Raw genomic sequence first — 25,051 nt, forward strand, 5'->3', positions numbered from 1 at the left:
GAGGATTGGGAAGGACGTTCCTCCCAATCTTTTTTCATCTTCATCTTAGATTGGAGTCTTATGAATACACGTGTTTTTAAGGACATCACAAAAGTCCAACATAGGGCTTGGCTAGGCTTTACCACACGACAAGTTATCTTTGTCTTGCCAGCCATTGCCATTACCATCCTGATTTTAGGGTTAAACCTCTTTTATTGGCAATTTGGGGATTGGTTTGTCTATGGTCTTATCTTTACCTTTACCATTCCCCTCATGTTATTTGGGGTCTATCGCCCTAATGACTTACCTTTTGAAACGTATCTTAATTATAGATGGCATTATGAAATGACCATACCAGACCGTACACTAACTGGACAGAAAGGAATACAACGTGAAAAAAACAAATCGCTCAATGAAACCAAAGACCTCTTCTAAACACAAGAAGACACGTAAATCAAAAGAAGAAGTACTGCCAACAACTGTTAATACGCTTCTTTACCAAGGCCTTTTTCCTAATGGACTCATGCAGGTCACCCCAGATTATTTTTCCCAGTCCTATCTTCTAGGAGATGTCAATTACCAGACGGTGGGACTTGAAGATAAGGGAGCGATTATGGAAACCTATTCGGACTTGATTAACAGTTTGGATGACAAGACCAATTTCCAACTTACTATTTTTAACCAAAGGGTCAATTTGGATAAGTTTAGAAAAAGTGTCTTATATCCTTTTCATGAGGATGGCTACGATACCTATCGTGAAGAACTCAATCGTATCATGGAGAATAACTTAGAAGCTGGAGAAAATAACTTTTCAGCGGTTAAGCTCATTTCTTTTGGGAAGTCAGACCAAAATCCGAAACTCGCTTATCGCTCCCTGTCTCAGATTGGAGAATACTTCAAGAGTGGTTTTTCGGAAATAGATGCTGGGTTTACCCTCCTCAGTGGAGAAAGCCGTGTGAACCACTTGGCTGATATGTTGCGAGGGGAAAATCATTTGCCCTTTACCTATCATGACCTGGTACGTTCAGGACAAACAACTAAGCACTTTATTGCCCCAACCAGTCTGTCTTTTAAGCACAAAAATCATATTGAAATGGATGATAGACTGCTTCAGATTGTCTATGTTCGTGACTATGGGATGGAGTTGGGAGATAAGTTCTTACGAGAACTCATGCAGTCGGATTTAGAAGTGATGATGAGCCTACATGCTAAAGGGTCAGCCAAGTCAGAAGCCATGACCAAGCTTCGCACCAAGAAGACTTTGATGGAATCGCAAAAAATTGGGGAACAACAAAAGATGGCAAGAAGTGGCGTCTATTTGGAAAAGGTTAGTCAAGTCCTAGAAAGTAACATCGATGAAGCTGATGATCTGATTAAAACCATGACGCAAACAGGCGATAAGCTCTTTGATACCCTCTTTTTGATTGGGGTCTTTGCGGAGGACGAAGACCAATTGAAGCACTCCCTTGACATTATCAAACAAGTGGCAGGTTCTAATGACCTTGTGATTGATAATCTGACCTATATGCAAGAAGCAGCTTTTAATAGCCTGCTTCCTTTTGGGAAGAACTACCTTGATGGTGTGTCACGGTCTCTTTTGACCTCAAACATTGCCGTGAACTCCCCATGGACATCTGTAGACCTTCAAGATAAGGGAGGGAAATTCTATGGAATAAACCAGATTTCAAGTAATATCATCACCATTGACCGTGGGAAACTCAATACCCCATCAGGTTTGATTTTAGGGACATCAGGTGCTGGTAAAGGGATGGCGACTAAGCATGAAATCATCTCAACCAAGTTAAAAGAAGACGAGAGTAATACCGAAATCATAATTGTAGACCCTGAAAATGAGTACAGTATCATTGGTCAAGCCTTTGGTGGGGAGAGCATTGATATTGCGCCTGACTCTACAACATTCTTAAACGTTTTAGACTTATCCGATGACAATATGGATGAAGACCCTATTAAGGTCAAATCTGAATTTCTATTGTCTTGGATTGGGAAACTCTTGGACCGGAAAATGGACGGTCGAGAAAAGTCCCTAATTGACCGTGTGACACGGTTGACCTATAAGCATTTTGAGACACCATCTCTCGTGGAATGGGTCTTTGTTCTCTCTAAACAACCTGAACAAGAAGCCAAGGACTTAGCCCTTGATATGGAGCTTTATGTGGAAGGCTCACTCGATATTTTCTCACACCGCACTAATATTAAAACGGATAGCCATTTCCTCATTTACAATGTTAAAAAGTTAGGGGATGAATTGAAGCAAATTGCCCTCATGGTCATCTTTGACCAGATTTGGAATCGTGTGGTTAAAAACCAAAAACTTGGCAAGAAGACCTGGATTTACTTTGATGAAATGCAGCTTCTGTTGTTGGATAAGTACGCTTCAGACTTCTTCTTTAAGCTCTGGAGCCGTGTCCGTAAGTATGGAGCCATTCCAACAGGCATTACTCAAAACGTAGAAACTTTATTGCTTGATGCCAACGGCAGACGCATTATCGCTAATAGCGAGTTCATGATACTTCTAAAACAAGCTAAGAGTGACCGAGAAGAGTTGGTCCATCTCTTGGGTCTATCTAAGGAGCTTGAGAAATACTTGGTTAACCCAGAAAAGGGAGCTGGATTGATTAAGGCAGGCTCAACGGTTGTTCCCTTTAGAAATAAAATCCCACTTCAAACTCAACTCTTTGACATCATGAGTACCGATCCAGAAAAGATGAGGGGTGAATCATGACAAGAGAGCAACAGAAGGTCAAGGTGGCCCGTAAAACCTTTCAGAGTAGTTTAAAGGCTAGTCGTATCCATTACCGCAGGGAGAAGAAGGGGCTGAAACGCTCTTTTCCGAAACGACGCTTTATCATGCGCCGAGCTGAGAAAGCTGAAACAAGGGAACAACGTCAGACTCTGAAGCAAACCTATCAGGAGGAAAAAGACCTAGCGACAGATACCTTTAAGGAAGCGATTGCCTATGTGTCTCCCAGATGGTTAAAAAGTAAGGAAATTAAGAAGTATCGGCTTCCTCAAGCCAGACAGCGCCTAGCAGTAGCGAGAAAACACTTGGCAGAGGTCAAGATGGCCGAAAAAGAGGAGGCTGTTACCTCTAAGGTTACCGATCAGAAAAAGCCAACAGAATCAAAAACGTCACGGTTTCAGTTTCAAAAAGAAAAACCTCTTGAACGCCTTCAGGCAGAAAAAGAGGTGAAATCAGCGAAGCGTGACGTGAAACAACTGAAAAAAGCACATCAGTTTAAGAACCCCTCGACCAAGGTCAAACGAGGGTTACGCTATGTTGCTTCAGAATCACTTGATGTAGTCGCTCAAGATGATGACTTGGAGGGAATTAGAACCCTAAAAGAGTCTGTGATTAAAGGAAGACGCTATGGGAGATTGACTTATCAGTCAGGGAAACTCCTTGTCAAAAGTGGGCAGACTGGTCTTCGGTTTACTAAGACGAAAGTCGCTCATAGTAAGGAGCTGTATCAGAACTTTAAAAAGGGGAAAAGGTTCACCCGACAGAAGCCCTTAAAACCAAGAAGACGTTACCAGACCTTTCTCAAACAAGCTAGAAAACAGAGTGTGTCAGGAATAACAAAGGTTATTCAAGCGATTAAGAATAGCCTGACCTTCTTTTCATCGATTGCCCTTAATCCTATGACTTGGGTCGTGTCAGGCCTCTTGTTTTTCTTGCTTTTGATGATGAGTTTTGTGATAGGAATTTCAGGAACTACTCTCATTCAACAGGATGAGAGTGAACTGACAAAAGCCTATACGCACATGACGTGGGAAGATGCGGAAAACACCCGAACCAATCCCACTGGCATTACCTACTACACCAAGATTGATGACGTCATGGGCTTTATGAATCTCAAGTATCAAGATTATGCTTTAGATGAGGTCATGGAAGAAGGGGATAAAACTTATCAAGCCTATTTGAGTCAACTTTGGCAGGACTTAAACGGTGGGGATTCTTTAAAATCCATGTTTGAGTTGACCAAGGAGCCTGCCTATAAGCTCTTTGATGACGATAGAGAAGACTTAAAGGAATTAAGTGAGGAAGGCACCTACCTTGCCCTCCAAGAATTGGACAATCCTTTTCAAGATCAGACTGAAGACGATGCGCTTACCATGACAGTTCGTTATGGTTATGAGGTGATTGATGACAAGCCAACGCTTCATCACCATATCATTCTAGAAGCCAAAGAAAATCAAGTGATTGTGGCTCCCATGGATGGTAAGGTTTCCCTAGATGGAGAGAACATTATCATCACGTCAGGTAAGGGACTAAACAAGTCTCAATTGACCTTGTTTAATATCCATACTGGTCGAGTGAGCGATGGCCAAAAAGTCCAAGCAGGAGAAGTGATTGGTCAAACCAAGGATGGTGCTGGTCTAAAAGTGACCTATCAAAAGGTTGACGATGATTCAGAGAAACTGGTTTACGTCAATCCAGCCTTTTACTTTCCTAAAGTCATTCAACTCCAAACGACCATTCTACCTACCATTGGTCAATTTGGAGGCAATGAGTTTGCGAGAGCCAAAGCTATCTATGAGTATTTGAAGAGTCAAGGGGCGACTAATCAAGCGATTGCGGCTATTTTAGGAAACTGGTCAGTAGAATCCTCAATCAATCCCAAACGAGCTGAAGGTGATTACTTATCGCCTCCTGTTGGGGCAACGGATAGTTCTTGGGACGATGAGGGCTGGTTGTCCCTTAATGGTCCAGCTATCTATAATGGCAGGTACCCGAATATTCTAAGACGTGGCTTAGGCTTGGGGCAATGGACAGATACAGCAGATGGGTCACGCAGACATACCTTATTATTAGAGTATGCCAACCGAAAAAATCAGAAGTGGTATGACTTAGGCTTACAACTGGATTTTATGCTCAATGGGGACAATCCTTACTATACCAACTGGTTAAAAGACTTTTTCAGAAATTCAGGTAGCCCAGCCAGTCTTGCCCAAGTCTTTCTCATTTATTGGGAGGGAAATAGTGGTGATAAGCTCCTAGAACGTCAAACCAGAGCCACCGAGTGGTATTACCAAATTGAGAAAGGCTTTAGCCAACCAAATGGTGGAACCGCCCAGAGTGATCCAAAAGCGCTGGAAGCGGTTCGAGGAGACCTTTATGACAACTCCGTTCCAGGTGGAGGTGACGGTATGGGCTATGCCTATGGGCAATGTACTTGGGGAGTTGCCGCTCGGATTAACCAATTGGGCTTGAAACTCAAAGGACGAAATGGTGAGAAAATCCCAATCATTAGTACCATGGGGAATGGTCAAGATTGGGTGGCAACAGCAGCACGTCTTGGTGGAGAAACAGGTAAGCTACCAAAAGCAGGAGCGATTATTTCCTTTGCGGGAGGAGGTCATGGATCGCCAACAGAATACGGTCATGTCGCCTTTGTCGAGAAAGTTTACCCAGATGGATCTTTCCTTATCTCAGAAACCAATGTTAATGGCAATCCTAACTATACCTTCCGTAAGTTATCAGGAGTCGATGGTACGATTAGTTTTGCCTATACGACGAAATAAAAAAATATTAGAATGCTTGTCTTCTTGTCCCAAATGTTGTATGATATTTGGGACAAAGTAATCATCTCATCTAAACTTTAAGCGTGAACATAGGAGTTGACAAATAAGGAATTATCCCGTATAATAATAGTAAATAAAGGTTATAAATTACTTGTGGGCTAGTGGATATGGTCTGCACCCGCCTGTGGGCTCCGCACTCAGTTCAAACTGTTTGTTGAGAAAAAGAATAGCAGGACCGCCTACCCTTGAGGAATAGATAGGGCATATCTAGCGTGAGGTGAAACTCAATACGTGGAAGAGAAGGAAGCACCTGCTTCCTTCTCTTTTTTAGGAGAAAAATAGAATGACATATACTTTGGAATGGCTCGAGACCTTTGATGGAGAAATTGATATTCTCAATGTCGATATGTCCTGTCTAGCCAATACTATTGAGAAATATGTTTCTCAGTACAAATACGTTTATCAGACAAATATGGAGGACTATCCCGAAATTGTTCTTTCTGTCCCAAATTCCTCTATTCCCCATTTATTAGGATTATCAAGAGATCATCATGTTAATTTACCAACTAATAACGCAGGGAGTATTTTTGAAGGATTAAAGGATGATTGGACATTGGAGCGTCTAAATAAGGCTGATAATGGTTGGTTTAACGAAAATAAATTCAAAATCGTTGGAACATTATTACTTTATCAAATGTTACATGTGATGGAATGTAAATTCTACACAACGGATGGTATTTTGAATAGAAAAGTTGGCAAACGATTTAGAAGAGATAATATTTATTTTGTGGTCTTCAAATTAAGTAATGGTATTAGTTATACAGTTGAATTATCGCGTGAACAAGGGAACCAATACTTTCCAAGAAGTCTTAAAATCAATGACACCTTAATTACAAATTGTAGAGAAATAGAGTTGAAACTTGTTGATAAGAAACGCTTTAAGACTGCTAAAGCTAGAAAGGTTAATTGGCCGTCTTAATGTAAAAATTGATATGCTGATAATCAGGTCATCCACTTTTTGTGGGTGGCTTTTTTCTTTGTCCTTCTTTGATGTGATACCAAAATCAAGTCGTCTTTTTTATGATGGGGAGAGAGTGACAGATTGTTGCTACTTATCAAAAGAAAAGAAGGACTTTTTTATGACCAAACAATGTCATCATCACTTTTTAGTCAATCAGGAAAAAGCAGAAAAACACGTCTTCCGTAAAAGTAAGAAGTACCGTACGCTTTGTTCGGTAGCACTTGGAACTATGGTGACAGCTGTTGTTGCTTGGGGTGGCCAAGTAGCACAAGCTGACGAAGTGGTAACATCCTCGCAAGGTAAAACCGTTCAGTTGACAGAAAATCCTGCGACAAATTTACCAGAAGCTCAGCCCACTCCAGTTGCTGAACAAACTGATAGTCTTGCGTCAACTGGTCAATCAGATGGGGCTATCACAGTTACGGTTCCTCATGATGTTGTGACACAGGCTGTCAATCAAGCAACTACTGAAGGGGTTACTACCATTCAGGATAAACCTATGGATTTAGGGAACACAACCTCTGCGAGTGAGACCAGTAAGCAATTAGATAAAGCGGAAGCGGATGCTGCTAAGCAGGCTGAAGCCATCACTCAGGTGACTAATACCTATAAAGCAGATAAAGCCGCCTATGAACAAGATAAAACTCGTGTTGAACAAGGGAATACTGCGTTGGCTTCTAGTCATAAAGACGCCACTCAAGCAGGAAAAGCCTTGAATCATTCAGTGGATAGCACAGTTTCAAAAATCAAAGGCCAAGATCAGTCGGCTAATGTGACCGTTACAACTCAAACCGTAACATCAGGAGATGGTTCAACGGTTTCAGGCTATCAGGATTATACCTCTGCGGTAGCTGCTATTGATAAGCAAAATAAGGACAATCTATCTGAATACGAATCAAAGAAAAAAGATGCAGATGCCATTGTCGCAAAGAACTTAGTGACTCAAAAGGAAAATGAAGCGGGTCTTGCTAAAGCAAAAGCTGATAATGAAGCAATTGATAAACGCAATCAAGCCGGACAAAAAGCAGTGGATGATAAAAATAAAGCCGGTCAAGCTGCTGTTGATGCCTATAATAAAGACCAACAGAAATTAGTCACAGACCGTGAAGCTGAGATTGCTGCTATCACGAAAAGCAATAAGGAAAAAGAAGAAGCAGCCAAGAAAGAAAATGCTACCATTGACGCCTATAACACCAAGGAAATGGAGCGTTATAAACGTGATTTAGCTGAGATTGCAAAAGGTGAGGAAGGCTATATCTCTCAAGCTCTTGCTCAGGCTTTAAACTTGAACAATGGAGAACCTCAAGCCCGTCATTCCGCGGATACAAGAAACCCAAATCGCATCATTGCTAAGGGTGACGCCATGCTTGGTGGGTATTCTAAAATCCTAGATTCTACTGGTTTCTTCGTCTATGACACCTTTAAAACTGGGGAGACCCTTTCCTTTACTTATCAAAACCTTCAAAATGCTCGCTTTGATGGTAAGAAAATCACAAAAGTAGCCTATGACATTACAAACCTTGTTTCTCCAGCTGGAACTAATGCCGTGCAGTTGGTTGTACCAAATGACCCAACAGAAGGCTTTATTGCCTACCGTAATGATGGGACAGGTAATTGGCGAACCGATAAAATGGAGTTTCGTGTCAAAGCCAAGTATTTCTTAGAAGATGGCTCACAAGTGAACTTCACCAAGGAAAAACCAGGTGTCTTTACCCACTCCTCACTCAACCACAATGACATCGGTTTAGAGTATGTAAAAGACACATCAGGTAAGTTTGTCCCTATCAATGGCTCAACCATTCAAGTGACTAACGAAGGTTTGGCTCGTTCACTTGTGTCAAACCGTGCCAGTGATTTGAAGCTTCCTGAAGAATGGGATACGTCATATAGTAAGTATGCCTATAAGGGAGCGATTGTCTCAACGGTTACATCAGGCAACACCTATACAGTGACCTTTGGTCAAGGGGATATGCCCCAAAATGTTGGGCTCTCTTATTGGTTTGCCTTAAATACCCTTCCAGTTGCACGGACGGTCAAACCTTATAGTCCAAAACCTCATGTGACACCAAAGTTAGAGCCAATTCCAGAACCCGTGAAGGTTGTGCCGAAAACCTTTACCCCAAAGACCTTTACGCCAGAGCCACCTGTGAGCTTTAAGGAAAAACCATTAGAGAAAGTTACTCAGCCTAGCCTAACACTTACCAAGGTGACCTTGCCTAAAGACCCTACGCCAGAACCGTTACCAAAAGCACCACAAGTGCCAACGGTTCATTATCACGACTATCGTCTGACAACGACTCCTGAAATTGTTAAGGAAGTTATCAATACCGACCAAGTGAACCTTCATGACAAAACGGTCGCAAAAGATTCAACGGTCATTTACCCTTTAACCGTAGACGTTTTTTCTCCAAATCGAGCCAAAACCACTAGCCTTACATTTGAAGATTACCTTCCAGCAGGCTATGCCTTTGACAAGGAAAAAACGCAGGCAGAAAATAGAAATTATACCCTTACCTTTGATGCTGTTAAGAACTTTGTTACCTTGACCGCCAAGGAAGTCTTGCTTCAAGAGGTCAACAAAGACCTCACCAAGTCTTACCAACTGGTGGCTCCGAAACTTTACGGTAGCCTTCAAAATGATGGGGCAACCTATTCCAACAGTTATCAGCTCCTTATCAATAAGGGAACCCCAAATGCCTATACAGTGACTTCTAATGTTGTGACAGTGCGTACGCCTGGTGATGGAACGACCACTAGCCGTATTGAGCCGCAGAAGAAAAATGAAAATGAAGATGGTGTGGTCATTAACGATACGGTAGTGGCCTTAGGAACAACTAATCATTACCGTTTGACCTGGGATTTAGATCAATATAAAGGCGATAGGTCTTCTAAAGAGACGATTGCTCGTGGTTTCTTCTTCGTAGATGATTACCCAGAAGAAGTGTTGGACTTAGTAGACAAGGGAACAGGTATCACCACTCCTGATGGCAAAGCCGTATCAGGGATTATTGTTAAGGCTTTTGCGTCGCTGTCAGAAACTCCTAAAGACCTTCAAGATAAACTCGCTCATGCTAAGATTTCTCCAAAAGGGGCTTTCCAAGTCTTTATGCCTAATGACAATCAGGCTTTTTATGACCAGTATGTTAAAACAGGAACCTCTTTGAAACTTGTCACCAAAATGACGGTCAAAGATAGTCTTTATGGTCAGACGAAGACTTATCGAAACAAAGCCTACCAAGTGGATTTTGGCAATGGCTATGAAACCGATGAGGTGACGAATACCCTTGTAAGCCCAGCACCTAAAAAACAAAACCTAAATAAGGATAAGGTGGATATCAATGGCAAACCTATGGTAGTCGGTTCACAAAACTACTATACCTTGTCATGGGACTTGGACCAATACCGTGGCATTAAAGCCGATAAGGCTCAAATCGCACGGGGTTTCTACTTTGTGGATGATTATCCCGAAGAAGCTCTATTACCAGATGAAGCAAGTATTCAACTTGTGACAACTGACGGCAAAGCTGTCACAGGTGTTACGGTAAAAACTTATACGAGCTTATCAGAAGCTCCTAAAAACCTACAAGTAGCTCTTTCAAAACGCAAGATTGCACCTAAAGGAGCCTTCCAAGTCTTTATGGCAGAAGATCCGCAAGCCTTCTATGATTCTTATGTAACGCAAGGTCAAAACATCACCATCGTTACTCCTATGACTGTCCGTGAGTCTATGCTTAATTCAGGAAAGTCTTATGCCAATGTAGCTTATCAAGTAGACTTTGGACAAGCCTATGAAACCAATATGGTAACGAATCACGTGCCAAAAGTAACACCACATAAAACTAATACTAATAAAGAAGGCGTGTCTATTGATGGCAAGACCGTTCTTCCAAATACCGTCAATTATTATAAGATTGTTCTTGATTACAGTCAGTACAAGGATTTGGTAGTGACGGAGGATGTTCTTACAAAAGGTTTTTACATGGTGGATGATTACCCTGAAGAAGCGCTTAGCGTAAATGCAGATGGTGTCCAAGTGATGGATAAGGCAGGAAATCTTGTCGAAGGGATTTCGGTGAAAGCCTATGCCTCATTGTCAGAAGCGCCTAAAGTGGTTCAAGACTCTATGGCCAAACGCCAGTTCACCCCCAAAGGAGCCATTCAAGTTTTAAGTGCTGAAGATCCAAAAGCGTTCTACGAGTCTTATGTTAAAACTGGTCAAACCTTAGTGGTGACCCTTCCAATGACCATTAAGAATGAGCTGACAAAGACTGGTGGGAAGTATGAAAACACCGCTTATCAGATTGACTTTGGTTTGGCTTATGTGACAGAGACTGTGGTTAATAATGTGCCAAAACTGGACCCACAAAAAGATGTGGTGATTGATTTGTCACAAAAGGAGAACAGTCTTGATGGAAAAGAAGTTGCCTTGAATCAGGTCTTTAACTACCGCTTGGTGGGAGCACATATTCCTGGTAATCGTGCGACACCACTCATCGAGTACCACTTTGACGATGATTACGATGAAAGCCATGACGACTATAATGGTGTTTACAAGGCTTATACCTTAGTAGATGTGACTCTAAAAGATGGAACGGTTTTACCAAAAGGGACAGAAGTGACTAAGTACACGCTACAACAGGTCGACACGTCAAAAGGAACCGTAGCTATTAGTTTTGATAAGGAATTCCTTGAAAAACTAGCAGAAGAATCCGAGTTTCAGGCTGATGTTTACTTGCAGATGAAACGGAGTGCTTCAGGTGAAGTAGAAAATACGGTACTACATACCGTGAATGGCTACACCATCAGCTCAAATACGGTTAAGACAACTACTCCTGAACCAGAGCCACCAACTCCAACTCCGACTCAACCAACCCCACCCCAACCACCTATTCCAACGCAAGAAGCACCAGTTCCTGCTAGCGTTCTTCCAAATACAGGGGAGAGTCAATCCCTCTTGGCACTTGTCGGTGGAGGACTTCTTTTAGGCCTAGCTTACGGCCTTTCTAAACGCAAAATGGAGGACAACTAAATGGAACCCAAAAACATTTACACAATGGATTCAGACCAAGATGGTCTAACGGATGCTCAGGAGTTAGCTCTAGGCACCAATCCTTTTAGTAGCGATTCGGATAGTGATGGACTGACAGACCTTGAAGAAGTCCAACAAGGCTTGAATCCAATTCAACAGCGTAAGGAGAACAGTTATGGCTTGGAATTATGACACGATTTCAAAAACTCTCTCTGAGATGGCACGAGAAAACTATGAAGACATGGTCAAAGCCTTGTTAGCCATGGAATTGAGTATCAAAAACAAGTCACTTCTTGATACGCTCTATCAAGACTTTAGGGGCATTGATGACTTGTCTTTAGTTAGTGATGACTTACGTCTAAGAGCAGACGGTTATCAGGAACAGCTACAAGAAGAAGTGACGGACCTCTTGGATAAACTCTATCGAACAGGTGAGGGAGCTAGTTTCATTATGGAAGTGATTGCGTCTAACAATATTTCTGCTTCCCTTGCTCAGTATGAGGTTTTGAATGAGGAGGATTACTCATCTCTCACCTTAGAGACCTTGCAGGATATTATCCAAAAGGAGTTGTCTTTAACGAGTCAAGATTATTTTGGAGATGTGACCTATCTCGCCTTGCAGAAAGATTTGTTAGACCAGAAAAGCCATTTCTTACAACAGTATGTGTCAACTTTGATGGATAAGTTGCCACAAGAAAAAGACCAAAGAGACTTGGTCCTAGACTAAAGCAGTGGGCTGAGAATATCTCTCAGCTCCTTTTTTAATTGGAGGAACATATGACTCAAGAACAATTACTTGAGATGTTGCGGGCGAGATTGCCACGTGACCAGATTCTTTTGGAATCCTTTTTACGCTATCAAGCAGTCCATTTTGATGAGGATTGGGATAGCCTTATCCAAAATTTTACAACCCAAAGAGGAGTAATCACCTCACCTGTTCAAGTGGTTCGCTTTGAAACAGAAGTTTCTGCTTTTGTAGAGGCAAGCCCCTTTAACGAAGCGACAGACCTAAGCAGCTACACACAGACCTTTGGTCAGGCTGGCTTAAAGAAGTTACCTCAGTTAAACAATGATGAGAAAGCCTTGGTGATTGAAGTAGCCCTCTTTAACCTAGCCACTCGCTTTCAGCTCTTAGACCAAGAGGGCGCCTATCAGTCCATTTCGGTAGCTTCTCTTTTGGATAAAGGCAAAGCTGCTAATTTGGTTAATGTCTACCGAGTGGCCAATAATTTGTCTGACCGAATTAGTCGTGATATTGAACAGTTTCTTCTCACTTATGAACCTGAACGGGTAAGTCCCCAGGAAACGGTAGAGGAAAGAGAGGGTGCAGCTGAAGAAAAAGTAGTTCCAGAACCTCCTCAAGACATCACCTTTCGTGAAGAAGGGGGTATCGTCATTGCAAGTCTTGAGGAAGATTTATCACAACTCGATTTACGAACAGGGCAAACAGAACATTTATCGGCTTATGAACATCTAAACTTGTCCCAAAAATTTGAGATATTAAGTCACTTTGACCAAGTGCGAAATAGCCGTCCAAAACTACCAAACTTGAGACGTGGGGAGTTTGACCATGAAATGGAAATGACGCCAATCTATGCGGACAATGAGCTATTAACCTATTTAGAAGCAGATGGGACAGCCTATGACTTACAACGTCCTCTAACACCTCAAGAAGAAGTAATCTTAACTGAAATGGGTCAAACCATTTTGGCTGAAAATACCGAAAAATTGACCAATTTAGGGATAGACTTAGCTGATGTTGATGAGCAGCAACGTGGGATACTGATAGATGCTGCAGGGCGTTTTCATTTGAAGAATGCCGACCTAGCCTTACTAGGGGGCTATCCTAAAGCAACCGTTACTCAATTAGCTCTTGCGACAGAATTGCTTCAGATGGGACTTGCTTATGACAAGGCAGAATTTTTCTTGACCAGTCAGCTAGACTTAGAAGAAGCAAGACCCATTGCCTACGCCTTCTTGCATGAAGACCTCACTCTTGAAGAAGCAAGAACCTTTGAAAGAGACAAACTGTCCCAATCAGACCTATCCTTTAGAGAATGGCGAGAACACCTATCGCAAACAGAAACTGAAATCATCACGCCTCCATCAACCCCTCAAAATCCTATCGTAGAAGAAGCCCTTAAACGCTATCCGATTGCTTCGATTGTGACTTATAAGGGGCAAGAGTTTCAGGTAATGGCCATTGAGGAGTCAGGCGTTAATAACCTGATTCGGATTGAATTACAAAATGATTTCACAGATGTGATTGAACAAAATCCAGTTCTTTTCTTACGGACACTAGAAGACATCACTCAAGCTCTTCATGTTCCTTCTGTCGAAGAAAAAGAGGAAGTGGAAGAACCTATCCAAGAATTAGACCTCTTTTCCTTTATGGATGATGACCATCAAGACATTATTTCCCAAGAACCAGTCACAGAAAGTGAAGCAGAAAAAGCTGAAATATTTGAAACGGAGGGTGAGCCAGAACTTTCTGAAGTCATTAAGACACCCCCAACCACTGATTTTTACTTTCCAGAAGATTTGACAGACTTTTACCCTAAGACAACAAGGGATAAGGTTGAAACCAACGTGGCTGCTGTTCGTTTGGTGAAAAAGCTTGAATCTGAACACCGTCAAGCCACACCAAGTGAACAAGAACTGCTTGCCAAATACGTGGGCTGGGGAGGCTTAGCTAACGAGTTCTTTGACGAGTATAACCCAAAGTTTTCTAAGGAACGTGAGGCATTAAAAACACTAGTCACCGATAAAGAGTATTCAGATATGAAACAATCTTCTTTGACAGCTTATTACACAGACCCTGCTCTTATTCGACAGATGTGGGAGAAGTTAGAACGTGATGGCTTTGCAGGAGGTAAAATTCTAGACCCTTCGATGGGAACGGGGAATTTCTTTGCGGCAATGCCTAAACACCTGAGAGAAAATAGTGAGTTGTATGGTATAGAGTTAGACACGATTACAGGGGCAATTGCTAAACACCTTCATCCAAATAGCCATATTGAAGTAAAGGGCTTTGAGACTGTTGCCTTTAATGACAATAGTTTTGATTTGCTTCTCTCAAATGTGCCTTTTGCCAATATCAGGATTGCGGATAGTCGCTATGACAAACCCTATATGATTCATGATTATTTTGTTAAAAAATCCCTTGATTTGGTGCATGACGGTGGACAAGTGGCCATTATTTCCTCCACAGGAACCATGGATAAACGGACAGAAAACATCCTCCAGGACATTCGTGAGACGACTGATTTTCTTGGTGGTGTGCGTTTACCAGATAGCGCTTTTAAGGCCATTGCAGGCACCAATGTCACAACGGACATGTTGTTCTTCCAGAAGCATATGGATAAGGGATATGTGGCAGATGATTTAGCTTTTTCAGGTTCTATTCGCTATGACAAGGATGACCGTATTTGGCTGAACCCTTACTTTGACGGAGACTACAACAGTCAGGTTATTGGGAGCTATGGGGTTAGAAACTTTAACGGTGGGACACTTTCTGTGAAAGGCACTTCTGATAACCTAATAGAAGCTGTACAGACAGCTCTTAAACAGGTTAAAGCGCCTAGAAGTGTTGACCCTTCTGACATCCTTATCACTCCTGATGTGATGAGAAGACAGGTCATTGATACCTCGATTCCTTCTGACATCAGAGAAAGCTTAGACCAATATAGTTTTGGTTATAAGGATTCTACGGTTTACTACCGAGATAATAAGGGAATCCGTGTTGGGACTAAGACTGAGGAGATTAGCTACTATGTGGACGAGGAGGGGACATTTAAGGCTTGGGATACCAAGCATTCGCAAAAACAGATTGACCGCTTTAATGACCTCGAAGTCACCGATAGCACCGCTCTTGATGTGTATGTGACCGAAGAAGCCACCAAACGTGGGCAGTTTAAGGGCTATTTCAAAAAGACGGTTTTCTATGAAGCTCCCTTGTCAGAGAAAGAAGTGGCACGGATTAAAGGGATGGTTGATATTCGGAACGCCTACCAAGAGGTGATTGCCATTCAGCGATACTATAACTATGACAAAGACGAGTTCAATCACTTGTTAGGACATCTCAATCGGACCTATGATAGTTTTGTGAAACGCTTTGGGTACTTGAATAGTGCTGTAAACCGTAACCTCTTTGATAGTGATGATAAGTATTCGCTCCTTGCGAGTTTAGAAGATGAAAGCCTTGACCCGAGTGGGAAGACAGTTATTTATACCAAGTCTCTGGCTTTTGAGAAAGCCCTAGTTCGTCCTGAAAAGGAAGTAACGGCAGTTTCTTCTGCCCTTGACGCTCTCAATTCTAGTCTAGCAGATGGTCGTGGAGTAGATTTGGATTACATGATGTCTATTTATCAGACGGATTCTAAAGCGACTTTGATTGAGGAATTAGGAGACGCTATTATTCCAGACCCAGAACGCTATCTAAACGATAGGGAAGTGGTCTATGTATCTCGGCAGGATTTCTTATCAGGGGATGTGGTGACTAAGTTAGAGGTTGTGGACTTACTCATTAAAGAAGACAACTCTGATTTTCCTTGGGTCTATTATCAAGGTCTCTTAGAAGAAGTGAGACCGCCACGTGTGACCTTGGCTGATATTGATTATCGGATTGGTTCACGATGGATTCCTCTAGACGTTTATGGGAAATTTGCCCAAGAAACCTTTATGGGACAAACTTTTGACTTGTCTGATCAAGAAGTATCAACTGTTCTTGAAGTTAGTCCAATAGATGGGATGATGTCCTACCAATCCAAGTTTGCCTTTAGATATTCAACCGCAACGGATAGAAGTTTAGGTGTGCCTGGGTCTCGGTATGATAGTGGTCGTAAAATCTTTGAAAACCTGCTTAACTCCAATCAACCAACCATCACCAAACAAGTGGAAGATGGGGATAAGAAAAAGCATGTGACGGACGTGGAGAAGACAACGGTTCTTCGTGCTAAGGAAACTGAGCTTCAAGAACTTTTTCAAGACTTTGTGGCTAGTTACCCAGAGGTGCAACAGATGATTGAAGAGACCTATAATAGCCTTTATAATCGTACAGTTTCAAAAGTCTATGATGGCAGTCATTTAACCATTGATGGGCTTGCCCAGAATATTTCCTTACGCCCTCACCAAAAGAATGCCATTCAACGGATTGTGGAAGAAAAAAGAGCGCTTCTAGCTCATGAAGTGGGTTCAGGTAAGACCTTAACCATGCTTGGGGCAGGATTCAAACTGAAAGAATTGGGTATGGTGCATAAGCCTCTTTATGTGGTGCCATCAAGTCTGACTGCTCAGTTTGGCCAAGAAATCATGAAGTTCTTCCCAACCAAGAATGTCTATGTGACGACCAAGAAAGATTTTGCGAAAGCCAAACGCAAGCAGTTTGTCTCACGGATTATCACAGGGGACTACGATGCCATTGTCATTGGGGATTCCCAGTTTGAAAAAATCCCTATGAGCCATGAAAAGCAGGTGACTTATATCCAAGATAAGTTACAACAACTCCGTGACATCAAGCAAGGCAGTGATAGTGATTATACGGTCAAAGAAGCAGAGCGTTCCATCAAAGGTTTGGAACACCAATTAGAAGAACTCCAAAAACTGGAACGTGATACCTTTATTGAATTTGAAAATCTAGGCATTGACTTTCTCTTTGTGGACGAGGCTCACCATTTTAAGAATATCAGACCCATTACAGGCCTTGGGAATGTGGCTGGAATTACCAACACGACTTCTAAAAAGAACGTGGATATGGAAATGAAGGTCAGACAGGTTCAAGGAGAACATGATTATCGTAACGTGGTTTTTGCGACAGGAACTCCAGTCTCTAACTCCATTAGTGAACTCTATACCATGATGAGCTATATTCAACCAGATGTCTTAGAACGGTATCAAATCTCAAACTTTGACTCATGGGTTGGAGCTTTTGGGAATATCGAAAACGCTATGGAACTAGCACCGACAGGGGATAAATACCAACCTAAGAAACGCTTTAAGAAGTTTGTGAACCTGCCTGAACTCATGCGGATTTATAAGGAAACAGCTGATATTCAGACCTCAGATATGCTTGATTTACCTGTACCTGAAGCTAAAGTTATTGCGGTGGAGAGCGAATTGACAGAAGCTCAGAAATACTACCTTGAAGAGTTGGTTGACCGTTCAGACGCTATCAAGTCAGGCAGCGTTGACCCTAGTGTCGATAACATGTTAAAGATAACTGGGGAAGCTAGAAAACTAGCTATTGACATGCGTCTCATTGACCCAGCCTATACCTTATCGGACAATCAGAAGATTCTTCAAGTAGTGGACAATGTGGAACGCATTTATCGTGAGGGAGAATATGATAAAGCTACCCAGATGATTTTCTCAGATATTGGAACGCCTAAGAATAAGGAAGAGGGCTTTGACGTTTACAATGAATTGAAAGACCTCTTAGTGGATAGAGGGATTCCCAAAGAAGCAATTGCCTTTGTCCATGACGCTAATACGGATGACAAGAAAAACTCTCTGTCACGCAAGGTCAATAGTGGAGAAGTACGGATTCTCATGGCTTCTACGGAAAAAGGGGGAACAGGATTAAACGTCCAATCACGTATGAAAGCAGTCCACCATTTAGATGTTCCTTGGCGTCCCTCTGATATTGTGCAGCGAAACGGTAGGTTGATTCGTCAAGGTAATATGCACCAAGAGGTAGATATTTACCATTACATTACGAAAGGGAGCTTCGACAACTACCTCTGGCAAACTCAGGAGAATAAACTCAAATATATCACGCAAATCATGACCTCTAAAGACCCAGTACGGTCGGCAGAAGACATTGATGAACAAACCATGACTGCTTCAGACTTTAAGGCTTTAGCGACAGGTAATCCTTATCTCAAACTAAAAATGGAACTAGAGAATGAGTTGACGGTATTGGACAATCAAAAGCGTGCCTTTAATCGCTCCAAAGATGAGTATCGCCATACTATTTCTTACTGTGAGCAGAACCTCCCTGCCCTTGAGAAACGCCTTAGTCAATATGACCGAGATATTGCCCAATCCTTAGGAACTAAGTCACAAGATTTTGCCATGCGATTTGATAATCAGATGATGGATAACCGTGCAGAAGCTGGAGACTATCTACGTAAACTCATTACCTATAACCGTTCTGAAACCAAAGAAGTAAGAACGCTTGCGACCTTTAGAGGGTTTGAGCTTAAAATGGCAACCAGAAGTCCTAGTGAGCCCTTACCAGATATGGTGTCTTTAACCATTTCAGGTAGCAACCAGTATTCTGTCTCTTTAGACTTGAAATCAGACGTGGGAACGATTCAACGCATTACCAATGCCATTGACCATATCTTAGAAGACCAAGAAAAGACAGAAGAAATGGCTAATAACCTTAAAGATAAGTTAGCAGTCGCAAGGGTTGAAGTAGAGAAGGTCTTTCCAAAAGAAGAAGATTATCAGCTGGTTAAAGCCAAATATGACATCCTTGCCCCTTTGGTTGAACAAGAAGCAGAGGTTGAGGAAATTGATGCAGCCCTAGCTAAGTTCAATGAAACGATACAACCACAACAGGACCAACAACTTTCGCTTGATTTTTAAGAAAAAGGCTGACAAAAAATAATGAACGCGGTAAAATGAAGTCAAGAAATCATCAAAGGAGAATTGATTATGACCCAGACAGTAGAAGAATTAAGATACCAACTAGAAGAATGGCTAGCACAAGGTTTTACAAGCCCTGAAGATAGAGCTAACTATCAAGCCTTAAAGGAACAGTATGAGGATGAAACCCTTGATTACAGTTTTTCAAAGCGAGAAATTATTGGTCAATTAGAAGTTATCATCACGACTCGAGAGAATGACTTTCCAGACTTAGATGAAGTAACTAAAGAAGAGTATCTTGACCTAGTTGCCCAACTGGATGACCTAGACAAGGGGAAGGCAGATTATTATCGTAAGCAATTAACGTAGAAAGTGGTGTAGATATGTTAGAACAAATCATTCAAAGTCTTTTGATTATCGCAGCAACAGGACTAATTTTACTTGTCCTTTACCAGATTGCGAAAATACTTGGAAGCTTATTTGTCATTGGATTAATCGGATTTTTAGCTTTTACAGAAGTCTATGGGGTTTACCTCTTTTTTACAGAAAGATACCTCTATGTCGAAGATTTAGCAACTAATGGTATGTTGAGCTTTACCACTTTCTATATTATTTTTAATCTTTTACTTGTCTTTGGACTTGTTAGAAAAGTTGTTAGAAGTCGGATGACATAAATATATCAAGTATAGGAAAAACTTTATAAAGCAGTAAAAGGCATATAATCATATGTTATCAAAACATTGATTATATGCCTTTTTAGAGTATTAATTGTTCAAAAATAGAACTGATACTGAGTGCATTTCAAAATCTGAAAATGCGGATCTTACTGTATAGTGCAAGATAGGGCGAGTTCTTGTTATAGAAATGTGATTCTTCTCGAAATGAAGATTGCTATCGAGACTAGGAGCCTATTCAGATTTTGATGTTAAATGAGTATGAAATTAGTTCTTTTGGTTTAATAACAATATATTTTTCAGTTATGAACAGAAGCGATAGGGTTACAAGAAGTCAATATTTCCTTTTGTTTCGACTGTGAGACGTGAGTATAAATTTGAGTGATGGAGATAGAACTATGGCCAAGTATCTGCTGGATATATCGAATATCCACATCGTTATCTAAAAGCATTGTTGCAAAACTATGCCTGAACATATGAGGAGTGATGGCAGTAGCGAGGTTCATTTGTTCTCGTACTGTTTTTAAAACAAGGCGAACGCTTTGTTCTGTCAGAGGCTTCTGAGAGAATTTGCCTGGGAAAAGATACTTATCTGATTGATTACAGTAGTTTGCCAGATACGTTTTTAGTAGTAGAACTGTTGTTTCATCGCCTAAAAAAATAATACGCTCTTTTTTTCCTTTTCCGAAAATATGGAGTGTTTGATTTTGAAGATTGATATTTTTTATTTGAATGTGACAAAGTTCGGAAATTCGAATGCCTGTTGAAAGTAAAATAGAGACTATTAGAAGATTTCTTTCAGCTTTTTGGCGTTGAAAGTTTGTTTTAGAGGTGATGACTTTTTGCTTAAGGTAAGCATAAAGATTTTTTAAAATATTGTGGGGGATTATTTTAGGTAGTGTTTTTTCTGTTCGAAATTGAAAACGTAATTGATTAAATGGATTTTCAGAGATGATATTTTGTGTCATTAGATAACTATAAAAAACTTTTAAACTAGCGATTTTACGTCTCAAGGTATTGGTTTTGATAGCTGAATTTGTCAAGTATTCGATATAACTTACTACACAATCGTGGTCTGAATTACAAAACTGTATAAGATCATTTTTGTAAGCCCGAAGTGTATGCGAACTCAAACGTTTATGGGTTTTGCAATAATCTAAGTAAGTAGAAATAATAGTGTAATCCATGAAGATCTCCTTTATCAATAATTACGCTATTATAGACTGATTTAGTCAATTTGTATAGTGATAATAAGTAGTTATCGGGAGAGTGAGTGCTTGAGAAATTTACCAGAAATTGTATTAACTAAAAAAGAGAAGGGCTTCCTATTTGAAATTGATTCTAGGATAAAAGCATTATTACTAGAGCTACCAAAACAGTACCATGATATTTTACAAGTAGTGAATGGTAATCGCTTTCGTCCTTTGTTAACCTACTACGGGTATACATTATACTCTAATGAATTGAATGAAACGATTTACCATTCTGCTACTGCGATAGAGTTGATTCATAAAGCATCAATTATCATTGATGATATTATTGATCAGGATGAAAAAAGGCACGGTTTGCCAACGGTTCATCAGCAATATTCTATAAATGAAGCTTTAATTATAACAGTATTTTTATTGGGGAAATGTATAGAATTATTATCGAATATTGATGATTCGACCATTCGGTTGTTTAGTCAAATGATTAGTAAGATGTGTCAAGGAACACTAAGTGAGTTAAATATTGATGATAACGTAACTCTTTCAGAAGTCAAATACATTCTAGACAATCAAACATCTCAAGTTATCCAAAACAGTTTGATAATTGGTATGAAATCATATGATGACTCTATTTATAATCAGTATTTAGAGACAATAGGTTATAAATTAGGCTACTTATTTCAGTTGTTAAATGATTGCGAAGCTTACTTTAACCCAAAATTTGCAATGAAATATAAAGGAAATGCTAATTTAGATATTAATAAACAACGTAAAAATTTATGCTTTTCATATTTGGAACAATTTCTAAATTATAAAGAGAAAATAGAACTTAATAATGGGAATTACTCTATTTTAAATCATCTACTTAAAAAGTATCAAATACTAGATTATGTGAGGCAAGAAATTCATTGCATAGAGTTGGATATACAGTCCCATTTAAATCATTTAGGAGAAGAGCTTAATACAGATCGCTTAACACTTTTTATTCGTTATGCCATCAATTTGGCTAAAGCAAGAGCTAATTTTTAATAAAGAAAAGAACCTCGAAACAATCAATAATTGCGAGGTTCTTTTATATCGTTATTTTTGAGATAAAAAGGGAGCGATGACTTTATATGCATTTATTATCAGAGGAATATAGCCTAAGGGATTGATGTATTTTTCATTAAAAAGCACAGGAAAATCAGGTACAGTTTTATACCAATTAAAGAGTTCTAAATAGTTCGAATCTAGCTGCGTCTGGTTAGAAGAGGCTACTTCGCAATCTAATAATCTTTTACGTTTTATTTTTCTAATGATAATCTTGATGTAGGTCTTCCACATACAATCAAACAGTATGTAGCCCAAACCAATCAATACAACGATAATTCCCCAAGTTATTACGAAGGCAATATTATTAGGTGTGTCTATCCTTAATCTATTATTTGAAAATGATATGGCTGATAAAGGAGTGGTTAAATAGAATAATAATGTGTAGGCAATGCCAAGTACTCCAAAGTAATTACTGAAACTATTCATATTTTCTGTAAATCTAACTATCCAATCAGCTTCAGAGGGATTATGGAGAGAAATCGGAGTGAATGTAGTAAAATCTAATTTAGAAATTTTCCTTAAAGTTAAAATATAAAATATGTACTTTAAATACAGTTGTATTGCGATAAATACTGTAAAAATTAAGGTAAGGCTACCGTAACTTGTAATCATCTGATTCCAAGTTAATACTTTCAATAAAAGCAATGAAGCAACATAAACAATTCCAATTATGAAAGAGAAAGCAATACTATACCACTGTTGTAAATGAGCTCCAAATCTGCTAACTATTGAAAATATTGGATATCCACTAACAGTAACCCCTGAAATTGAAAATGAGAGGTTACTCTCCTTATTCATTAAATTATGGTAGGTTATAACTTGTGCAAATAATAAAGTATTTACACCAAGGACATAAACATAATTATTTTTGAGTGATGTATCAAAGATTGATAGGATAATTCCTACAAACATCCAACACGTTAAAAAAATTGTCCATAGACATTTTTTTGAAAGAATTTTATCAACTATCCATATGTGCAATTTCATTTTCTCCCGATAACTACTTATTATCACTAGTATACCACAAATTACTATTAAATATATTTTTCTTGTGATAACTTTTTCAAGTCCATCTTGTTATCATGGTGCTATCTTATGGAAAAAGGAGATAGCACTAGTGATGTTAAATAAAATGAAGGCTCGACTTTTGATTGGTCTCGGTGGTCTAGCTGTAACTAGCTTTATGGTGATGATGGGCTACACTATTGGTTCTCAGTCTGTAACCAATCACACGCAGAAACAAATCCAGTCCGAGGCTCAAAAATTGCTGACCAAAGAGAAAGAAAAAGAGAAGGCAAGTGTTCTCTCTGACGAGTTAGTCAAGGAATTTCTCACGCAATACTATACCAAGGAAAAGCTGGGCGAGAACAACAACCGTATCAAGCCCTATATGACAGATTCTGCCTTTAAGGAAGAGGTATCTCGTCAAGAAGATTCCATTAATCAAGTCTATAAAGACTATATGTTGGATTATCGCTTTGAGTCTGCCAATATCTATGTCAATACAGAAGAAAATGAAGCTTTTGCGGAAGTATCTTATCAGGTTGTTTACGTGTCAGATGTCAGTGATAAGGCTCAGAAAAGCACACAGACAGAAACCACCTCTCTTAAACTATCTTATGCCAAATTGTCAGATAAACTCCTTGTCAATCAGGTAACCATTTGTAATGGGAAGCTAGAGGACTTGAAAGAGTCATCTGATGAAGTAAATTCAAGCATTCCAAAGATTCAAGGCACTACTACAAGTGAGACCAACTAGCAGGAGTTCATCTTCTGCTTTTTTTGATAAGGAGATGGCATGACAAGAATTGAAAGAGTAAAACAAAAGGCGATTTTAGAGGTGGCAGAAAGTCTAGGTTATTCTTTTAAACGACTATCAGGGCAAGTCTATGAACATCCAGAACACGATTCCTTTAGGATTTTTGCGGACACCAATACCTTTAAATGGTTTTCACGTGACGTACAGGGAGATGTGATTGATTTTGTTCAGTTAATGACAAGAGTGTCTTTTAAAAAAGCCCTGTCTTACCTTGAAACTGGAGACTTTGAACAAACTAAGATCGTCGAAGAGACTTACCAACCCTTTCGTTATTATCTAAGAGAAGAACCATTTGACCAAGCACGAACTTATTTAAATGATATTCGTGGTTTAAGTGATGACACTATCAATGCTTTTGGCAGACAAGGTCTATTAGCACAGGCTCATTACCAGACAAAGACCTTTCAGGAATCAGTTCTTGTCTTTAAGAGTTACAATCATCTTGGCCAACTCGAGGGGGCAAGTCTTCAAGGGCTTGTCAAAGATAATCAGAGACATGATCGAGGTTACCTCAAGAAAATCATGAAAGACTCTCATGGCTATATAGGGATGAGCTTTGATATTGGAAAACCGAAACGCCTTATCTTTTGTGAATCGGTGATTGATATGATGAGTTATTATCAACTCCATCAGAAGCAGTTATCAGATGTTCGTTTGGTTTCTATGGCAGGATTAAAACTCTCTGTGATTGCGTATCAGACTTTACGATTAGCAGCTGAGGAACAAGGCAAACTTGAGTTTTTAGATACTGTCAAACCAAGTCGATTAACGCATTACCTTCATGCTATACAAGAGACGACTACCTTCTTTCAGACGCACCCAGGCTTATTAACCTTGGCTGTTGACAATGATGAAGCAGGGAGAGATTTTTGTCAGAAATTATCTGAGAAAGGACTTCCCACTGAAACAGACTGTCCACCATTACAGGAACTGGAAACTAAAGCAGATTGGAATGATATTGTAAAATATCAAAATAATTATTCTCTAAAAGATGTGATCCAATCGGCCAAGTTACAAGTTATCCGAAGCAATCCTCCGCCTAGAAAAAATACCGCTTTAGAGTTGTGATAACAAAATCAAGTTTCTTAGATTAAT

General features: G+C 40.0%; 15 protein-coding genes. 13 read left to right on the top strand and 2 right to left on the bottom strand.

Annotated elements, in window-relative coordinates:
- Window positions 1-60: 60 nt before the first annotated feature.
- The 10 genes from ABZ559_RS04285 (at window position 61) to ABZ559_RS04330 (ending at window position 19,837) form a co-directional block, all read left to right on the top strand.
- Window positions 61-414, top strand: coding sequence for a PrgI family protein (locus ABZ559_RS04285; protein ID WP_001097593.1), 354 nt, complete (start codon window positions 61-63; stop codon window positions 412-414).
- On the top strand, window positions 371-2,722 hold the full coding sequence (locus ABZ559_RS04290) for a VirB4-like conjugal transfer ATPase, CD1110 family (protein ID WP_367007333.1): 2,352 nt from the start codon (window positions 371-373) through the stop codon (window positions 2,720-2,722). The genes ABZ559_RS04285 and ABZ559_RS04290 overlap by 44 nt, the downstream gene beginning before the upstream one ends.
- Entirely contained in the window at window positions 2,719-5,523 is a 2,805-nt protein-coding gene (locus ABZ559_RS04295) for a phage tail tip lysozyme (protein WP_367007334.1), read from the top strand. The genes ABZ559_RS04290 and ABZ559_RS04295 overlap by 4 nt, the downstream gene beginning before the upstream one ends.
- A 343-nt stretch (window positions 5,524-5,866) precedes the next feature.
- Window positions 5,867-6,502, top strand: a complete 636-nt coding sequence (locus ABZ559_RS04300) for a hypothetical protein (protein WP_237375150.1) — start codon at window positions 5,867-5,869, stop codon at window positions 6,500-6,502.
- A gap of 160 nt (window positions 6,503-6,662) precedes the next feature.
- A complete protein-coding gene (locus ABZ559_RS04305) occupies window positions 6,663-11,573 on the top strand; it encodes an SspB-related isopeptide-forming adhesin (protein ID WP_367007335.1) in 4,911 nt (1,636 codons plus the stop codon).
- Entirely contained in the window at window positions 11,574-11,765 is a 192-nt protein-coding gene (locus tag ABZ559_RS04310; protein WP_367007336.1) for a thrombospondin type 3 repeat-containing protein, read from the top strand.
- Entirely contained in the window at window positions 11,749-12,300 is a 552-nt protein-coding gene (locus tag ABZ559_RS04315) for a hypothetical protein (RefSeq protein WP_367007337.1), read from the top strand. The genes ABZ559_RS04310 and ABZ559_RS04315 overlap by 17 nt, the downstream gene beginning before the upstream one ends.
- A 50-nt stretch (window positions 12,301-12,350) precedes the next feature.
- On the top strand, window positions 12,351-19,163 hold the full coding sequence (locus ABZ559_RS04320; RefSeq protein ID WP_367007338.1) for an SNF2-related protein: 6,813 nt from the start codon (window positions 12,351-12,353) through the stop codon (window positions 19,161-19,163).
- Between the two features lie 69 nt (window positions 19,164-19,232).
- Window positions 19,233-19,532, top strand: coding sequence for a DUF5962 family protein (locus ABZ559_RS04325; protein WP_269760731.1), 300 nt, complete (start codon window positions 19,233-19,235; stop codon window positions 19,530-19,532).
- Between the two features lie 14 nt (window positions 19,533-19,546).
- Entirely contained in the window at window positions 19,547-19,837 is a 291-nt protein-coding gene (locus ABZ559_RS04330; protein WP_367007339.1) for a DUF5966 family protein, read from the top strand.
- 299 nt (window positions 19,838-20,136) lie between these two features.
- On the opposite strand, the gene ABZ559_RS04335 is transcribed toward ABZ559_RS04330, so the two are convergent.
- The gene (locus ABZ559_RS04335; RefSeq protein ID WP_367007340.1) at window positions 20,137-21,024 is read right to left on the bottom strand and encodes a tyrosine-type recombinase/integrase; all 888 of its coding nucleotides are present in this window, start codon (window positions 21,022-21,024) and stop codon (window positions 20,137-20,139) included.
- A gap of 90 nt (window positions 21,025-21,114) precedes the next feature.
- On the opposite strand from ABZ559_RS04335, the gene ABZ559_RS04340 reads away from it, so the two are divergent.
- Window positions 21,115-22,074: a polyprenyl synthetase family protein gene (locus tag ABZ559_RS04340; protein ID WP_003085572.1), complete on the top strand. Its 960-nt coding sequence runs from the start codon at window positions 21,115-21,117 to the stop codon at window positions 22,072-22,074.
- Between the two features lie 51 nt (window positions 22,075-22,125).
- Here the strand turns inward: ABZ559_RS04340 and ABZ559_RS04345 are convergent, their stop codons facing one another.
- Window positions 22,126-22,935 carry a hypothetical protein gene (locus ABZ559_RS04345; protein ID WP_367007341.1) on the bottom strand — a complete coding sequence of 270 codons (810 nt, stop codon included), beginning with the start codon at window positions 22,933-22,935 and terminating at the stop codon, window positions 22,126-22,128.
- Window positions 22,936-23,257: 322 nt separating this feature from the next.
- Here ABZ559_RS04345 and ABZ559_RS04350 point away from each other — a divergent pair, with 322 nt between their 5' ends.
- Entirely contained in the window at window positions 23,258-23,896 is a 639-nt protein-coding gene (locus ABZ559_RS04350; protein WP_367007342.1) for a peptidylprolyl isomerase, read from the top strand.
- Between the two features lie 39 nt (window positions 23,897-23,935).
- Entirely contained in the window at window positions 23,936-25,024 is a 1,089-nt protein-coding gene (locus ABZ559_RS04355; RefSeq protein ID WP_367007343.1) for a DNA primase, read from the top strand.
- The last annotated feature ends 27 nt before the right edge of the window (window positions 25,025-25,051 follow it).

Source organism: Streptococcus sp. ZY19097 (genome assembly GCF_040731245.1).
GTDB lineage: Bacteria > Bacillota > Bacilli > Lactobacillales > Streptococcaceae > Streptococcus > Streptococcus orisratti.

What these genes read in the sequence shown, in the direction of transcription:
- ABZ559_RS04285 (WP_001097593.1), top strand. Translation starts at nt 61, where the DNA reads ATGAATACACGTGTTTTTAAGGACATCACAAAAGTCCAACATAGGGCT.
- ABZ559_RS04295 (WP_367007334.1), top strand. Translation starts at nt 2,719, where the DNA reads ATGACAAGAGAGCAACAGAAGGTCAAGGTGGCCCGTAAAACCTTTCAG.
- ABZ559_RS04300 (WP_237375150.1), top strand. Translation starts at nt 5,867, where the DNA reads ATGACATATACTTTGGAATGGCTCGAGACCTTTGATGGAGAAATTGAT.
- ABZ559_RS04305 (WP_367007335.1), top strand. Translation starts at nt 6,663, where the DNA reads ATGACCAAACAATGTCATCATCACTTTTTAGTCAATCAGGAAAAAGCA.
- ABZ559_RS04310 (WP_367007336.1), top strand. Translation starts at nt 11,574, where the DNA reads ATGGAACCCAAAAACATTTACACAATGGATTCAGACCAAGATGGTCTA.
- ABZ559_RS04315 (WP_367007337.1), top strand. Translation starts at nt 11,749, where the DNA reads ATGGCTTGGAATTATGACACGATTTCAAAAACTCTCTCTGAGATGGCA.
- ABZ559_RS04320 (WP_367007338.1), top strand. Translation starts at nt 12,351, where the DNA reads ATGACTCAAGAACAATTACTTGAGATGTTGCGGGCGAGATTGCCACGT.
- ABZ559_RS04325 (WP_269760731.1), top strand. Translation starts at nt 19,233, where the DNA reads ATGACCCAGACAGTAGAAGAATTAAGATACCAACTAGAAGAATGGCTA.
- ABZ559_RS04330 (WP_367007339.1), top strand. Translation starts at nt 19,547, where the DNA reads ATGTTAGAACAAATCATTCAAAGTCTTTTGATTATCGCAGCAACAGGA.
- ABZ559_RS04335 (WP_367007340.1), bottom strand. Translation starts at nt 21,024, where the DNA reads ATGGATTACACTATTATTTCTACTTACTTAGATTATTGCAAAACCCAT.
- ABZ559_RS04345 (WP_367007341.1), bottom strand. Translation starts at nt 22,935, where the DNA reads ATGAATAAGGAGAGTAACCTCTCATTTTCAATTTCAGGGGTTACTGTT.
- ABZ559_RS04350 (WP_367007342.1), top strand. Translation starts at nt 23,258, where the DNA reads ATGTTAAATAAAATGAAGGCTCGACTTTTGATTGGTCTCGGTGGTCTA.
- ABZ559_RS04355 (WP_367007343.1), top strand. Translation starts at nt 23,936, where the DNA reads ATGACAAGAATTGAAAGAGTAAAACAAAAGGCGATTTTAGAGGTGGCA.